Source organism: Janthinobacterium paucivorans, from assembly GCF_051380805.1.
GTDB classification, from domain to species: domain Bacteria; phylum Pseudomonadota; class Gammaproteobacteria; order Burkholderiales; family Burkholderiaceae_D; genus Janthinobacterium; species Janthinobacterium lividum_D.
In genome coordinates this window covers 220,235-235,934 of the sequence record NZ_JBNYXR010000003.1, presented here as the reverse complement: position 1 = coordinate 235,934, position 15,700 = coordinate 220,235, and the positions used below count along the sequence as shown (strand labels likewise).

Below are 15,700 nucleotides of genomic sequence, written 5' to 3'. Positions count from 1 at the left end.
GAATTATTTATATTAATTCTCAGCGAAAGGTCAACGTCATAACAGGCGATAGGCCTGGAGAGGTGAACCAGGCGAACATCGGGTAAGGGCCACAAGCAAGGTCGTGACCCATCTGGCGCGGCGACGCGCTTATTCCGCGTATCCGAAAGCCTGCATGGCTTCGCCAGCCTGGCGGCGACATTTCTCACGGCTCTCTTCAGTCATTGCTGTCTCGAACTGCCGCACAGATCCCGTATTAATCTCGTTATAAAGATTACTGTGATGACTGACGCCATGGTAACGGGTACTCCTGTTTTCCGGACGCAACATTCCATCGGTATATTTAACATCCATGAATTGCGCCACCCCCGTCAACACCCGGGCAGGATAGGCCACGAAGTCTTCGTAACGTATAAGCAGGTAATTCTCCGCCGCTTTTTCCATCTCGTATTTCAAGTACAGATTGGTCGACGACCAAATTCTGGGAAAATACTCGTCGAAATCTTCCGCCCACCCAGTCCGGTTCAACGACAGCATCAGATCACGAATATCGCGCACGACATGGATAACTTTGTCCGCACCGCCTAGCGTGCCAGACTCGATCAGCATGCGCATGGACATCAGGTCATTCGGTGACTTGTCGCCAGCCTTCTTTCTTCCGGCAGCCTCAGCCAGCTTGGCATAAATAACATTGACGATGGTGTTGGCATCATAGGCGGAGTCAAATACGCAAGCACGTATGTCCTTCTGGCTGACATATTGTCCTAGGCTGGCGGAAAAACGGTTCGAACTGACAATCATCTTGAAGATCAATTCCCGGCCAATGGCCTCATCCCTGACCCGGTTGATGAGAAAGGCGAGCGGCACAATGAAATCGGTTTCGTCCGGAACAACAAGATCGGGGTGGGAGCTGATGCATTGCGCCAGTAAGGTGGTACCGGAACGTGGGGAGCCAAATATATAAAACATGGGAGTGTCGCTTTCAACTTCATTGCGAGAATGATAGCCATAGAAGTGTAAAAGCCCATCGCAATAGGCTTTCCATTGCTAAGACAGATGACGAGTGTTCAGGATACCAGGGTAGACCCGGCACACTGAAGGCACTACATCATGCAACGGCAGCGTCTGTTACGTCACAACGCGCTCCCATGCTGAACCCACGCTGCACGAACGGCAGCGTGGGTTCAGTCTGGCCAGCGGTTCTCAAGCCGCTGACCTCATTGGAATTAGACGTTGAACAGGAAATTGAGCACGTCGCCATCTTTGACCACGTATTCCTTGCCTTCGGCGCGCATCTTGCCCGCTTCCTTGGCGCCGGCTTCGCCCTTAAAGGCGATGAAGTCGTCATAGGCGATGGTTTGCGCGCGGATGAAGCCGCGTTCGAAGTCGGTGTGGATCACGCCGGCCGCTTGCGGGGCTGTGTCGCCCACATGGATAGTCCAGGCGCGCACTTCCTTGACGCCCGCCGTGAAGTAGGTTTGCAGACCCAGCAGCTTGTAGGCGGCGCGGATCAGACGGTCCAGGCCAGGCTCTTGCATGCCCATATCGGCCAGGAATGCGCCCTTGTCGGCGGCATCTAGGTCGGCGATTTCCGCTTCCATCGATGCGCAGATGGCGACGATGGGCGCGTTTTGCGATTGCGCGTAGGCCGTCAGCTGGTCCAGCAGCGGGTTATTGGTAAAGCCCGTGTCCGACACGTTGGCGACGAACATGGCTGGCTTGGCCGTGATCAGGCACAAAGGCTTGATCAATTCCATTTCGTCAGCATCGAGGCCCATGGCGCGTACCGGCTTGGCATCGTTCAGGTAAGGCATCATGCGTTCCATGATGGCCAGCAGCTTGGCCGCGTCCTTGTCGCCCGAACGCGCTTTCTTGTTTTCGCGGTGGATGGCTTTTTCCACGGTGCCCATGTCGGCCAGCGCCAGTTCGGTCTGGATGACTTCGATATCGTCGAGCGGATTGATCTTGCCGGCGACGTGGATGACGTTGTCATCTTCGAAGCAGCGCACGACGTTGACGATGGCATCGGTTTCGCGGATATGCGACAGGAACTGGTTGCCCAGGCCCTCACCTTTCGACGCGCCTGCCACCAGGCCGGCGATGTCGACGAATTCCACGATGGCGTTGACCATGCGTTCCGGCTTGACGATGACGGCCAAGGCATCCATGCGTGGATCCGGCACTTCGACGACGCCGACGTTCGGCTCGATGGTGCAGAACGGATAGTTTTCAGCCGGGATGCCGGCTTTCGTCAGTGCATTGAACAGGGTGGACTTGCCGACGTTCGGCAAGCCGACGATACCGCATTGGAGACTCATGGAAAACCTTTAATAATCAAAGCACATGGCGCCGTCTATCGGCGTGCTTGCCGTGCTGTTAGGGAAAATGGGGCGCTGCTGCGCCATTTTCCGGGGATAGTGCGTGTGCTGCATTTCAAGGGGTCAATTGTACCCCTGACAGCCGCGCTTCAAAAGCCCGATGATGTCCAAATGACGCCAAAACAGCCGTATCGTGACGCCATCAGGCCCTACTCTCAGGCCGTATGCAGCTTCATGGTCGCTGCCTCGAACTTGCCTTCGACGATCTGCGGCATGAGCTGCAAGGATTTTTCAATCGCTTGCTCGATCAACTCCTGGTCTTCACGGCGCGGGCGGTGCAGCACGAAATCGGCCACCTGCTGTTGCAAGCTCAGGGTGCGAGGGTGACCGATGCCCAGGCGCAAGCGCCAGTAATCCTGCGTGCCCAGCGCTGCAGTGATATCTTTCAAGCCATTGTGGCCGCCGGCCGAGCCACCTTTTTTCAGGCGCGCAATGCCGGGCATCAGATCGAGCTCGTCGTGCACCACCAGCACTTCATCGGCGGCGATCTTGAAGAAGCGCGCCAGCGCGCCCACGGACTGGCCCGAGCGATTCATGAAGGTCAGCGGTTCGAGCAGCCAGACTTCCTTGCCGGCTATCGAGGTTTTCGCCAGCATGGCGTTATAGCGCGAATCACGCTGCAAGCGCGTGCCAGGCAAGCTGTTGGCAAGATTGTCCACCAGCCAGAAACCGGCATTGTGGCGGGTTTGTTCGTATTCGGGTCCCGGGTTGCCGAGGCCGACGATCAGGCGTATGGGCATGGCTGTGTCTGCAATGAAAAGGAAAACATTATCGGTGAAAACAGGCAGAAAAAAACCCGCGCGGCGAACCTGGCGGGTTTTTCCTTGCGACTACCGCATTGCTGCGGCGGCAAAATTACTTCTTGTCAGCGTCAACAACAGCAGCTGCTTCAGCAGCAACGTGGCCAGCCGGTACCGAAGCGGTAGCGATGGTCAGGTTGGCGCCGTGGGTGACCGCGGTCACGCCAGCTGGCAGGACCAGGTCGCCGATGTGCAAGGAGTGACCGACGTCGATGTTCGACAGGTCAACGTTGATGAATTCTGGCAGTTGGCCTGGCAGGCACGAAACTTCGATTTCGTTGGCAACGTGGCTGATGGTCGCGCCATGCAGTTTGACTGCTGGGGAAACGTCAGCGTTGATGAAGTGCAGCGCCACTTTCACGTGGACAGCTTGCTTGGAGTCAACGCGCTGGAAGTCAGCGTGCAGAACCAGTTGTTTGTATGCGTGGACTTGGAAGTCGCGCAACAGAACTTGCTGGGAAACGCCGTCGATTTCCAGATCCAGGATCGACGAGTGGAACACTTCTTTTTTCAGAGCGTGGTACAGAGCGTTGTGATCCAGCGATACCAGCACAGGGCCTTCAGCGCCACCGTAGACGATACCAGGGGTCAGGCCGGAAATGCGCAGGCGGCGGCTCGCTCCGGAACCTTGCAATTCGCGTTTAAATGCGATAACTTTCATGTGAAACTCCAAGAAGAACAAGGCTTGCGCCTTGTGTTATGAAGATTCCCGCGACCAGGAATCTTCGAAAATGGGCGCATGCGCGCCCCGAAAACTAAAACACTGCGGCGCAACAGGCAAAAAGCCGGTCGCGCCGCAGGCATTACGTCTGTTTCTATTGACCGTATCAGTCGATAAAGAGAGAAATTACCGAGTCACCCTTGATGATGCGCTTGAACGTCTCGGCCAGCAATGGCGCGCACGTCAGTTGGCGAATCTTGCCGCAGGCCAGGGCCGCTTCGGACAGGGGAATCGTATCGGTCACGACCAGCTCATCGAGTGGCGAAGCCGAAATACGTTCGATCGCCGGGCCGGACAGCACCGCGTGCGTGCAATACGCCACGACTTTTTTCGCGCCGCGCTCTTTGAGCACTTCGGCAGCCTTGGTCAGCGTGCCTGCGGTGTCGACCATGTCATCCATGATCACGCAGTTGCGCCCTTCGACTTCACCGATGATGTTCATCACTTCGGATACGTTCGCTTTTGGACGACGCTTGTCGATGATGGCCAGGTCGCAGCCCAGGCGTTTTGCCAAGGCGCGCGCACGTACCACACCGCCAACGTCAGGCGACACCACCAGCAAATCCTGGTAGTTTTTCTTTTGCAGGTCACCCAGCAAAATAGGCGAAGCGTAGATATTGTCGACTGGGATATCGAAGAAACCTTGAATCTGGTCAGCGTGCAAGTCCATGATCAGGACGCGCTCGACACCGGCTTCTTCCAGCATATTCGCTACCACCTTGGCAGAAATCGCCACACGCGCGGAGCGCGGACGACGATCTTGGCGGGCGTAGCCGAAGTAAGGGATCGCGGCGGTGATGCGGCCAGCGGAAGCACGTTTCAAGGCATCAACCATCAGCATGATTTCCATCAGGCTGTCGTTGGTTGGAGCACAGGTGGATTGCAAAACAAAAACATCCTTGCCGCGCACGTTTTCGTTAATCTCGACCATTACTTCGCCGTCGGAGAATTTCGAAACGTTTGCTTTACCGAGAGGGATGCCGAGGTTTTTTGCGACCCCCTCTGCCAACGCTGGATTCGCGTTGCCGGTAAAAACCATCAGGTTTTCGTAAGCCATGGGAGTCCCAAGAGGTGATATAGAAGTCTTGAAAAGCACTAACCGGGCATAGGCCCGGTCAGTCATTTTTTACAATATGCCGCGTGGCGACATATCTGCTTTTTCCCGCACTGGACGCTAACTTCGCATCGACAGACTACGGTGAATTGGTGGCAGGGGAAGAAGGATTCGAACCTTCGCATGCTGGAATCAAAATCCAGTGCCTTAACCAGCTTGGCGATTCCCCTACGTAACTGACTGCTTGCCGTCATGTTGGCCAGCATTATACCGACTTTTTGACGCTAAGCAAAATATTTTTTGCTACCTGCTTTTCTTTACAACAGCGTGAGCATCGGGTGTCGATTCAGCGCTTTTGCCTTCCAGGCGATCCAGACTGGTGGCACATTACTGAGCACCGCATCCGCTTCTTCCTGACTGCCAAACGCACAAAATACACAAGCACCGGAACCAGTCATCCTGGCCTCACCGTAAGCACTCAGCCATTCTACCGCATCTGCTACCGGCTTGAAAAGACCACATGCTACTTGCTGTAAATCATTTTTACCAAACCCGCCCGCATCGTTTCCTTCTGCGAGGTACCTGGAAAAGTCCGCTATTGTGACGGGTTCGGTATTTCTCGTCAAGCCTTGCGCGCAAAAAATTGCAGCGGTGGGCACTTGCACGCCCGGTTCGATCACCACATACCAGCATTCTGGCGTGCTAACCGGCTGCAAGGCCTCGCCCACGCCTTCGGCAAACGCATTCTCGCCAAAGATGAAAAACGGGATGTCAGCACCCAGCGGCAAGCCCAGCGCCATCAATTGCTCGCGCGTCAAGCCCGCTTGCCACAAGCGGTTCAGCGCCATCAGCGCGGTGGCCGCATCGGACGAGCCGCCGCCCAGGCCACCGCCCATGGGCAGCACCTTGTCGATGGCGATATCGACGCCACGCGGCAAAGCGCCCGTGCGGCGCAGCACCTGCGCCTGTAACAATCTGGCGGCGCGGATGATCAGATCCTGCTCCTCCGGCACGCCGGCCAGCGCCGTCACGCGGACAATCGCCGTGTCGTCGCGCAGCGAAAAGTGCAAGGTGTCGCCATGGTCGAGCAATTGGAACACCGTCTGCAGCAGGTGGTAGCCATCGGCGCGGCGGCCGTTGACGTGTAAAAATAAGTTCAGCTTGGCCGGGGCCGGGCAATGGTTCAGGGTCGTCAGTGTCATGGTGCAGTTGCGGAAGGGGTAGGATCGAGCACGATACGCAGCGAGACCGCATCGGCCTGCGCGCTGGCATGACGTTCGGCATCGATACGCCGCGGTTGGGGCAAGGTGCCAGCGACATTTTCGCCCGCATTTTGCCCTACTTCTTGCCACGATACATAGCGCAAACGCCAGCCGTCCTTGGTCGTCACGCTGTCATTGCCGGGGGCAGCGACAAAGCGCTTGCCGTCGGCAGCCACGGCATAGCCCTGCAGCCAGTCGCGCAAACCCGACACGGGCAAGGACCAGCCCAGCATCTGCGCGCTCAGGGTGTCGACGTCAGGCGCGCTGCGCGGCGCCTTGCCGCTTTGCGTCAACACCACCTGTTGCGGCGTGACGGCAATCGTCGCCAGGGTGCTGCCGACGGGCGAATACAGGGTCACGTCGGTGCGCTGCGCTGTCTGCTGCCAGTTGAAATTGACGGTGGCCGATTCAGGCTTGTCATCCTTCTGGTACACAACATTCAGGCGACCAGTCAGCTCCACCTGTTCGCGGTAAGGCGCGACGGTTTTACCCGATGGCGCGGTGTCGGACGAGAATGGGGAAGTCAAGGTCGAGCAGGCCGAGAGGGACAGGCACAGAACAGCGAGGGGGATGAAGTTTTTTGGCATGGGGAATTTTTTGAGTTCACCCCAAGTGCAAAACCCGGGGTCAGACCCTCAGGGTCTGACCCCAGAATTTGCCCTTGGGTTAACAATCACAAACTGACATTCAATCGCGCCAGCGTACTTTTTAGCGCGGCGTTTTTCGGGTCCTTGCTTTGCGCATCGCGCCACAGCTTTTTCGCTTCATCCTGGTCGCCCTTCTGCCACAGCACTTCGCCCAGGTGGACGGCGATTTCCGGATCACTGCGTACGGCATAGGCGCGGCGCAAGGCGTTTTCCGCCGCGGCCAGGTTGCCCATGCGGAACTGGACCCAGCCCATGCTGTCCATGATGAAAGGGTCGCCCGGCGCCATCTGCAGCGCCTTCTCGATCAGCGCATGGGCTTCCTGCAGGCGGATGCCGCGTTCGGCCAGCGAGTAGCCCAAAGCGTTGTACGCATGCTGGTTGTCGGGTGCCAGCGTCATCACGCGGCGCAGGCTGGCCTCCATTAAATCGAGTTTATCCTGGCGCTCTGCCAGCAAGGCGTAGTCGTACAGCAATTCGGGATTGTCAGGGAAGCGCCGCACAGCGTTTTCCAGCACCGTGTAGGCGCTTTGCACATAGCCTGCGTCGCGCAGAAATTGCGCATCGATCAGCAGCACCTGCGCCTGACTTGCCGGATCGTCCGTTTCGATTTCCGTCAGCGCCTTGCGGGCCGCATCGAGATTGCCGCCCAGGGCAATCAGTTGGGCGCGGCGCAAGCGCGCCTCGACATAGCCGCTTGACGCGCTGTTGTCGACCTTGTCCAGCCAGGCGATGGCGCCGTCCACGTCGCCGCGCTTCTCGGCGATCTGCGACAAAATCATCAGGGCCTTGAACGGATCGCGCGTGTCGCCAGGCGATTTTTCGAGCACCGCCAGGAAACGCTTGAAGTACTGCTCGGCGCCCTTGATGTCTTCCAGCTGCAGCGCCACGATACCCAGCGCATACAGGGCACCGACGTTATCGGGCGCACTTTTCAGCAGCAGCAGGAATTGATCGCGCGCCGGCTCCAGCTGTTTTTGCTCAACCAGCAGGCGCGCATAGGCGCTACGCACTTCGACGGCGTCCCGGTTCTTCTGCAGGAAAGTGGCCAGCAGCTTGCCTGCCGCCTCGGGTTGGCCCGTCACCTGCGCCAGCGTCAGCACAGCCAGTTCGGAATTGGGTTTGATCGCCAGTGCCTTGTTGGCTTCGCCGATGGCGCGCTCGCGCTCGTCGATCGACAAGGCACCTTGCGCCAGCACCAGGTGCGCTTCGAACATGTCCTGGTAGGGCTGCACCAGACGCGTCAGCATCGAGTAGGCATACAGCTTGTCATTCGAGCGCGACAAAATCTGCTGCATCTGGAACAGGGCCACGCCGCGCCCGCCAGCTGGCGCATTGGCCAGGCGTTCAGCAAAAACCGCTTCCGCCTCTTCGATCTTGTCCGTCAGCACGACGAAGCCGAGGAAGAACTGCGTCGCCTCGTCGGAATCGGGCGCCAGCTCGCGCCACAGGCGAATGGCCGCCAGCGCTTCGCCGCCCTGCTTGGCGGCCAGCGCCATCTCGGAAGCGCGCCGTGCCAGGCGCGGGTCGCGCGTCTGCTGCGCCGCCACCATCATCGTCACGTACGGCCCTTGCCACTGGCCGCTCTTGAATTCCATTTCAGCGCGGGTCAGCTTGTACAGCAAGTCGCTGCTCAATTCGACCTTGGGCAAGTCCTGCAACTTGGCATCGGCCTCGGACTCGGCCTCGGACTCGGCGCCCGCTTCCTGCGGCGCGGCGAGCCCGGCCGCCGAAGGGCGGGCCGCAGCATCGGCGGGGGCGACAGGCGTCTGGGCCAAGGCATGCGTGGCCATCAGGGCGGACAAGGTTACAATGGCGAAAGCGTTTTTCAAAGGCTGATCCTGGCTAAACGACAAAGTTTGATTTTACGCCCAACGCGACTATTGCGTACTTCGCGTATGTAACGAAAGTAACGAAAGTAACGAAAGTAACGAAATATTTATGGCGTGACCACATAGTCTGCCCGGACCAGCCATCTGCCGGCAAGCTGCCAGTTTTTACCCGGTTTTCAACCATGCGAGCCCTATGCCAGAATTGCCAGAAGTCGAAGTCACACGGCGCGGTGTTGCGCCCCACCTCGAGGGACGCGCCGTGCGCGCCGTCGTGCTGCGCCGCGACGGCCTGCGCTGGCCCTTCCCGCCTGCCCTGGGCGAACAATTGTCGGGGCATACCATCGGCCTGACGGGGCGGCGCGGCAAATACCTGCTGATCCATTTCCGCCACGGCACCCTGATCATCCACTTGGGCATGTCGGGTCACCTGCGCGTGCTACCGATGGGGACGGAGGCGCAAAAACACGACCATTTTGACCTCGTCGTGGAAACTGCAGACGGCGCCAGCCAGGTGCTGCGCATGACGGACCCGCGCCGCTTTGGCGCCGTGCTGTGGCACGACCAGGCCGACGGCCCGCTCGACGGCCATGCACTGCTGCGCGGCCTGGGCACGGAACCGCTGGAAGGCGGCTTCACGGGCCAACTGCTATACGAGAAAACGCGCAACAAGGGCAGCAGTATCAAGCAGGTGCTGATGGCAGGCGACATCGTCGTCGGCGTGGGCAATATCTATTGTTCCGAAAGCCTGTTTCGCGCGGGGATCAACCCGAAGACGCCGGCCCGGCGCATCGGCCTGGCGCGCTATGAGAAGCTGGCGCAGGCGATTCGCGACGTGCTGGCCGAAGCCATCGTGCAAGGCGGCAGCACCCTGCGCGACTTCATCGGCGTGAACGGCCAATCCGGCTACTTCCAGCAAACGTATTTCACCTACAATCGCGCAGGCAAGCCATGCCGCGTGTGCGGCGCGCCGATACGCCAAATCGTGCAGGGACAGCGTTCCACGTTTTACTGCGTGCACTGCCAAAAATAAGCACGCCTGACAAAACCGTCACGGGCGGCAGCCAATTATGGTCGAGAAGCGCAGCAGGTTTTGATCGGTGTTACACGCAAAGGGAGCCAGATGGTCAGGGACTTGGAACAATACAGCGCATGGCGCCAGGATGTGCTGGCCGCCTTGCAGGCATACCGGCAAGCCGCCAGCGCGGCGGGCCTGGTCGACGGCGCTTCCGCGCTACGCCTGGCACGCTGTGTCTCCCGCCTGCTTGATGATCGCCTGTCCGTGGCCTTCGTGGCGGAATTCTCGCGCGGCAAATCCGAGCTGATTAACGCCCTCTTCTTTGCCGGCTATGGCCAGCGCATCCTGCCTTCGGGCGCGGGCCGCACCACCATGTGCCCCACCGAGCTGCTGTACGACGCGGCATGGCCACCATCGATCCGCCTGCTGCCCATCGAGACGCGCGCGCAGAACCTGTCCACCAGCGACTACCGCGACCTGCCCGCCGCCTGGACCGTCCTGCCCCTGAACATCGATGCCGGTGGCGACATGCAGGCAGCCATCCGCCAGGTCAGCCTGACGAAAAAAGTCAGCGTGGAAGAAGCGGACCGCTACGGCCTGTACGACGCCGACGACGCGGATGCACCCGCCATGCTAGACGAGGATGGCCTGGTGGAAATTTCCATGTGGCGCCACGCCATCATCAACTTCCCCCATCCGCTGCTGAAACAGGGCCTGGTCATCCTCGACACGCCGGGCTTGAACGCCATCGGCACGGAACCGGAACTGACCTTGAACCTGATCCCGAATGCGCACGCGGTGCTATTCATCTTGGCGGCCGACACGGGCGTCACGCGCAGCGATATCGAGGTGTGGCGCAACCATATCGGCGCCGGCGTGGGGCGCCTGGTAGTGCTCAACAAGATCGACAGCATGTGGGATGAATTGCGCGGCGACGCCGAGGTGGCGCAAGCGATCGAGCGCCAGCAGGCCAGCGTGGCGCACCTGCTGACCCTGGACGCGGGCCAGGTGTTTCCCGTCTCGGCGCAAAAGGCCCTGGTGGGCAAGATCAACCAGGATGCGGCGCTGCTGGAAAAGAGCCGCTTGCAGGCGCTGGAAACGGCCCTGTTCGAGGAGCTGATCCCCGCGCGCAAAGACATCATCCGACGCCAGCTGGCGTTCGACCTCGATGCCATCGAAGCGGCGCAACAGGTACAGGCGGCGGCGCGCGCACGCGGCATCGCCGAGCAATTGCACGAGCTGCACAGCCTGCGCGGCAAGAACCAGAGCGTGATCGCCCACATGATGCGGCGCATCGATATCGAGAAGAAGGAATTCGACAGCAGCCTGTTCAAGCTGCAAGCGACGCGCGCCGTGTTCACCCGCCTGTCGACGGAACTATATACGAGCCTGGGCATGGACATCGTGCGCGACGATATTGACGGTGTGCGCGCGGCCATGCAGCGCAGCCGCTTTTTTACGGGCCTGCGCGAGGCCGTGCGCCAGTATTTTGAACGCATCGCCAGTAACCTGGAGCGCTCGGAAGGCAAGACAGCCGAGATCACGGAAATGATGCACGTGATGTACCGCAAATTCGCCGCCGAACACGGCCTGGCGCTAGCCATGCCGATGCCGTTTTCGCTGGCCCGTTACCGCCAGGAGATCGCCGATATCGAAGCGGTGTATCACAAGCAGTTCGGCACGGCGACCCTGCTTACCACCAGCCGGGTCGTACTGATGGAAAAATTCTTCGACACGATAGCGTCGCGCGTGCGCCGCTGTTTCACCAACGCCAACGACGACGCCAGCGCCTGGCTGAAAGTCATCATGGCGCCGCTCGAAGCGCAGATCGTCGAGTACAAGGAACAGCTGAAACTGCGCTTCGCCTCGATCCAGCGCATCCACGACGCCACCGACGGCCTGGAACAGAAAATTAGCGGCTTCGAGGCCAGCCTGGCGGCGCTCGAACGCGACAAGGTGCAGCTGGCGCAATTGCTGGCTGCCTTGCGCACCGCCAGCGCAACATAAAACAACAGAACACTGGAACCCTGCATGAAACGTTTGCTGCATCCGCTCTCGCCCGCCCCGGGCGCAGCGCACTTTGAAAATACGCTTGAAACTTATGTCGACCCGACTTTTTCTAACACCGTCATCGCCTGGCAAAAGCAGCATGGCCGCCATGCACTGCCCTGGCAAAACACGCGCGACGCCTACCTGATCTGGCTGTCAGAAATCATGCTGCAGCAAACGCAGGTCACAGCAGTACTCGGCTACTATGCGCGCTTCCTCGAACGCTTCCCCACCCTGCGCGATTTGGCAGCAGCACCGGTGGAAGACGTGATGGCGCAGTGGAGCGGCCTCGGTTACTACACGCGGGCACGCAACTTGCACAAATGCGCGCAGCGCGTGGTGGCCGAATATGATGGCATTTTTCCCAGCGACCCGGCCCTGCTGGCCGACCTGCCCGGCATCGGTCGCTCGACGGCCGCCGCCATCTCCGCGTTTTCCAGCGGCACGCGCGCAGCCATCATGGACGGCAACGTCAAGCGCGTGTTCGCGCGCACCTTCGGCATCGACGCCTATCCCGGCGAGAAACGGGTCGAGGACGCCATGTGGCGCCGTGCCGAAGCGCTGCTGCCTGAAACAGGCATCGAAGCTTACACGCAAGGCTTGATGGACTTCGGCGCCACCCTGTGCACGCGCAGCAGTCCCGATTGCGGCCGCTGTCCGCTGCAACCGCGCTGCGTGGCCTACGCCACTGGCCGCACCAAGGATCTGCCTGTGCGCAAGCCGAAGAAAACCAGTCCGGAAAAGCACGCCGTCATGCTTGCTATTATCGACGACGGCCAAGTACTGCTCGAGCAGCGCCCCGGCTCGGGCATCTGGGGCGGCTTGCTGTCGCTGCCCGAACTCGATGGCCATGTACTCGCTGATGCGCACTCGGCGCGAGAAATAGACCAGCAGACACTGACGCATGCCGTGGCGCCGTTCGGCGAGATCGAGACGCAGGAACGGCTGCTGCCCATCGTGCATGTATTTACGCACTACAAACTGCACATCGTCCCCTGCCGCATCACGCTTGCGCGCCGCCTTGCACTGGCCGGGGAAGCGACCCATGTCTGGTACGACGGCGCGAAAATTGCGGGCGCACCGCTGCCTGCGCCGATCAAGAAACTGCTGCTGGACCTATTCGGCGATACGCGTGCAGCGCAGCGCAGCATGTTCTAGTGCGCAGGCTAGTCGTACTGGCGCTGGCGCAGCCGGTCTACAACTCATCCAAAGAATACAGACGACGGTGCTCGCGGATCGCGTAGCGGTCCGTCATGCCGGCGATGTAGTCGGCGATCTTGCGCGCCTGCTGCGTGAGCTCACCCTCCTTGAGTTGATAGTCGGGTGGCAGCAGGGCCGGTTCGGCCATGAAGCTGTCATACAGTTCGCGCACGATGCGGCTCGCTTTGACGCGCATGCGATTGACCTGGTAGTGACGGTACAGGTTCGCTCGCAAAAAGCGTTTCAGGTCCGTCGCGTCACGGCGCATGGCGTCCGAAAAGCGGATCAGCGGGGCACTGGCGCGCACGTCGTTGACGTCGCGCGGCGCCGCATCGAGGATCAAGGCATTCGAGGTGACGATCAGATCGTCGGCCAGGGCGGTGATCAGGCGGCGCAGGGTTTCGTAGATGGCGCGCCGCCCCGACAGACCGGGAAATGCCTGCTGGACCTCGCGCCACAGGCGGCCGAAGAATGCTACCTCTTCCAGCTGCTGGATGGTGATCAGGCCGGAACGCAGGCCGTCGTCGATATCGTGGCTGTTGTAAGCGATTTCATCGGCCAGGTTGGTCAGCTGCGCTTCCAGGGTTGGTTGCGTGCGGTCGATGAAGCGCTGGGCCACGGGACCCAGTTCGCGCGCATGCGCCAGCGAGCAGTGTTTCAATATGCCTTCGCGCGTCTCGAACATCAGGTTCAAACCGTCAAAGGCGCCGTAATGCTCTTCCAGCGTGTCGACCACGCGCAGGCTTTGCAGGTTGTGTTCGAAGCCGCCGTGCTCGCGCATGCACTCATTGAGCACGTCCTGGCCAACGTGGCCGAATGGCGTGTGGCCCAGGTCATGCGCAAGGGCGATCGCTTCAACCAAGTCTTCGTTCAAACGCAAGTTGCGCGCGATCGAGCGTCCCACCTGCGCCACTTCCAGGCTATGCGTCAGGCGCGTGCGGAACAAGTCGCCCTCGTGGTTGAGGAAAACCTGGGTCTTGTATTCGAGACGACGGAAGGCCGAGGAATGGATGATGCGGTCGCGGTCGCGCTGGAACTGGCTGCGCGAAGCGTGCGCCGCTTCGGCAAAGCGACGTCCCTGCCCCTGTGCCGAATGGGCCGCATATGGGGCAAGGAAGTCTTCGGGGGTCATGCTTGCTGCACTCCGGCGGCCAAGGTGGCGAGCACCATTTCATGCGGCGCGGACGTGATGCACGGGCTGCCCAGTGGTTTCAACAAGATGAACTTGATGGCGCCGCCCTCGTTCTTCTTGTCCACTTCCATCAGTTCGAGCCAGCGCTCGACGCCCAGGTCCGGTGCCTTGACGGGCAGGCCGGCGCAAGCGACGAGTTTACGCACGCGCTCCACAACTGCCTGCTCGATATAGCCCATGCGGCAGGACAGGTCGGCCGCCATCACCATGCCGCAGCCGACGGCTTCGCCATGCAGCCAGTGGCCATAGCCCAGGCCCGCTTCGATGGCGTGGCCAAAGGTATGGCCGAAGTTCAGGATGGCGCGCAAGCCGCCTTCGCGTTCGTCCTGGCGCACCACGTCGGCCTTGATTTCGCACGAGCGGGCAATCGCATACGCCAGCGCGCCCTTGTCGCGTGCCATCAGCTTGCCCATGTTCGCTTCGATCCAGTCGAAGAAGTCGGCATCGATAATGGCACCATGCTTGATCACTTCGGCCAAGCCAGCCGACAGCTCGCGCGCCGGCAGGGTTTCCAGGGTCGACGTATCGGCAATCACGGCGCGCGGCTGATAGAAGGCGCCGATCATGTTCTTGCCCAGCGGGTGGTTGATGCCGGTCTTGCCGCCGACGGAGGAGTCGACCTGCGCCAGCAAGGTGGTGGGCACTTGCACAAAGCCGATGCCGCGCATATAGCTGGCGGCTGCATAGCCGGTCAGGTCGCCGATCACGCCGCCGCCCAGGGCCACCAGGGTGGTCTTGCGGTCACATTTATTGGCCAGCAGCGCGTCGAAAATCTGCATCAGGCTGGCCCAGTTTTTATATTCTTCGCCGTCCGGCAGGACGATGCAGATCACTTCGCGGCCATCGCTGGCGAGTGCCGCCTGCAGGCGGCCCAGGTACAGGGGGGCGACAGTGGTATTGGTGACGATGGCCACCTTGTGACCGCTGATATGGCGCAGCAGCGCATCAGCATCGGCCAGCAGGCCGGGACCGATGGCGATCGGATAACTGCGTTCGTCGAGATCTACGCTCAACAACATTTTGGATTGCTCGTTCATCGAAGGCTCTGCATGAATGACGCAGTTGGGCGAAGCCTCGCATTCAAGGCTGGCCAGCTGCATCAGGATGGTCTGAACCATTGATTGTACGTTAGGACGGCCGGTGTCGATCACAATGTCGGCCACTTCCATGTAATGGGGCTCGCGCTGTGACGTCAACTCTTCCAGTTTGCCGCGCGGGTCGGCCGTCTGCAGCAAGGGGCGGTTCTTGTCGTGGCTGGTGCGCGCCAGGATGTTGCTGACGCTGGCGCGCAGGTACACCACCGTGCCGCGCTCCTTCAGGTAGGCGCGACTGTCAGCATTGAGGATGGCACCGCCACCCGTGGCCATGACGATGCCCTCCTGCGCGCTCAGGTCGCGGATGACTTCGGCCTCGCGCCGGCGAAAGCTGGCTTCCCCCTCGATTTCAAAGATCCACGGGATGGTCGCCCCCGTGCGTGCCACGATTTCATGGTCGGAATCGACAAAGCGCAAGCCCAGCTTGCGGGCCAGGATGCGCCCGATCGTGGTTTTGCCTGCGCCCATGAGACCTACTAA

13 protein-coding genes and 1 tRNA gene are annotated in these 15,700 nt (G+C 60.3%); 3 read left to right on the top strand and 11 right to left on the bottom strand.

Going from position 1 to position 15,700, the window contains the following annotated elements:
- Positions 1 to 129 precede the first annotated feature (129 nt).
- From ACQ4V8_RS05630 to ACQ4V8_RS05590, 9 genes are all read right to left on the bottom strand, one after another.
- On the bottom strand, positions 130 to 948 hold the full coding sequence (locus tag ACQ4V8_RS05630; RefSeq protein WP_436571050.1) for a sulfotransferase family protein: 819 nt from the start codon (positions 946 to 948) through the stop codon (positions 130 to 132).
- A 257-nt stretch (positions 949 to 1,205) separates the two neighbouring features.
- Positions 1,206 to 2,297: a redox-regulated ATPase YchF gene (gene ychF / locus ACQ4V8_RS05625; protein WP_010394545.1), complete on the bottom strand. Its 1,092-nt coding sequence runs from the start codon at positions 2,295 to 2,297 to the stop codon at positions 1,206 to 1,208.
- Between the two features lie 215 nt (positions 2,298 to 2,512).
- Positions 2,513 to 3,097, bottom strand: a complete 585-nt coding sequence (gene pth, locus ACQ4V8_RS05620) for an aminoacyl-tRNA hydrolase (RefSeq protein ID WP_010394542.1) — start codon at positions 3,095 to 3,097, stop codon at positions 2,513 to 2,515.
- Positions 3,098 to 3,212: 115 nt separating this feature from the next.
- Entirely contained in the window at positions 3,213 to 3,818 is a 606-nt protein-coding gene (locus ACQ4V8_RS05615) for a 50S ribosomal protein L25/general stress protein Ctc (RefSeq protein WP_010394539.1), read from the bottom strand.
- 166 nt (positions 3,819 to 3,984) lie between these two features.
- The gene (locus ACQ4V8_RS05610) at positions 3,985 to 4,935 is read right to left on the bottom strand and encodes a ribose-phosphate pyrophosphokinase (protein ID WP_070345902.1); all 951 of its coding nucleotides are present in this window, start codon (positions 4,933 to 4,935) and stop codon (positions 3,985 to 3,987) included.
- Between the two features lie 150 nt (positions 4,936 to 5,085).
- Positions 5,086 to 5,162, bottom strand: a tRNA-Gln gene (locus ACQ4V8_RS05605).
- Positions 5,163 to 5,249: 87 nt separating this feature from the next.
- On the bottom strand, positions 5,250 to 6,134 hold the full coding sequence (gene ispE / locus ACQ4V8_RS05600; RefSeq protein WP_436571049.1) for a 4-(cytidine 5'-diphospho)-2-C-methyl-D-erythritol kinase: 885 nt from the start codon (positions 6,132 to 6,134) through the stop codon (positions 5,250 to 5,252).
- Positions 6,131 to 6,781, bottom strand: a complete 651-nt coding sequence (locus ACQ4V8_RS05595; protein WP_436571048.1) for an outer membrane lipoprotein LolB — start codon at positions 6,779 to 6,781, stop codon at positions 6,131 to 6,133. The genes ispE and ACQ4V8_RS05595 overlap by 4 nt, the downstream gene beginning before the upstream one ends.
- 86 nt (positions 6,782 to 6,867) lie before the next feature.
- The gene (locus ACQ4V8_RS05590; RefSeq protein ID WP_436571047.1) at positions 6,868 to 8,670 is read right to left on the bottom strand and encodes a tetratricopeptide repeat protein; all 1,803 of its coding nucleotides are present in this window, start codon (positions 8,668 to 8,670) and stop codon (positions 6,868 to 6,870) included.
- Between the two features lie 193 nt (positions 8,671 to 8,863).
- On the opposite strand from ACQ4V8_RS05590, the gene mutM reads away from it, so the two are divergent.
- From mutM to mutY, 3 genes are all read left to right on the top strand, one after another.
- Positions 8,864 to 9,700 (top strand): bifunctional DNA-formamidopyrimidine glycosylase/DNA-(apurinic or apyrimidinic site) lyase, encoded by an 837-nt coding sequence (gene mutM, locus ACQ4V8_RS05585; RefSeq protein WP_436571046.1) that lies wholly within the window; start codon positions 8,864 to 8,866, stop codon positions 9,698 to 9,700.
- 90 nt (positions 9,701 to 9,790) lie between these two features.
- The gene (locus ACQ4V8_RS05580) at positions 9,791 to 11,692 is read left to right on the top strand and encodes a dynamin family protein (protein ID WP_436571045.1); all 1,902 of its coding nucleotides are present in this window, start codon (positions 9,791 to 9,793) and stop codon (positions 11,690 to 11,692) included.
- A gap of 24 nt (positions 11,693 to 11,716) precedes the next feature.
- Positions 11,717 to 12,892: an A/G-specific adenine glycosylase gene (gene mutY, locus ACQ4V8_RS05575; protein WP_436571044.1), complete on the top strand. Its 1,176-nt coding sequence runs from the start codon at positions 11,717 to 11,719 to the stop codon at positions 12,890 to 12,892.
- Positions 12,893 to 12,929: 37 nt separating this feature from the next.
- Here the strand turns inward: mutY and ACQ4V8_RS05570 are convergent, their stop codons facing one another.
- Together ACQ4V8_RS05570 and aroKB are read right to left on the bottom strand one after the other, a co-directional pair.
- Complete coding sequence (locus ACQ4V8_RS05570) at positions 12,930 to 14,066, bottom strand: deoxyguanosinetriphosphate triphosphohydrolase (RefSeq protein WP_010394521.1); 1,137 nt, start codon at positions 14,064 to 14,066, stop codon at positions 12,930 to 12,932.
- Entirely contained in the window at positions 14,063 to 15,688 is a 1,626-nt protein-coding gene (gene aroKB / locus ACQ4V8_RS05565) for a bifunctional shikimate kinase/3-dehydroquinate synthase AroKB (RefSeq protein WP_043460653.1), read from the bottom strand. Before aroKB ends, ACQ4V8_RS05570 begins: the two co-directional genes overlap by 4 nt.
- Positions 15,689 to 15,700: the final 12 nt, after the last annotated feature.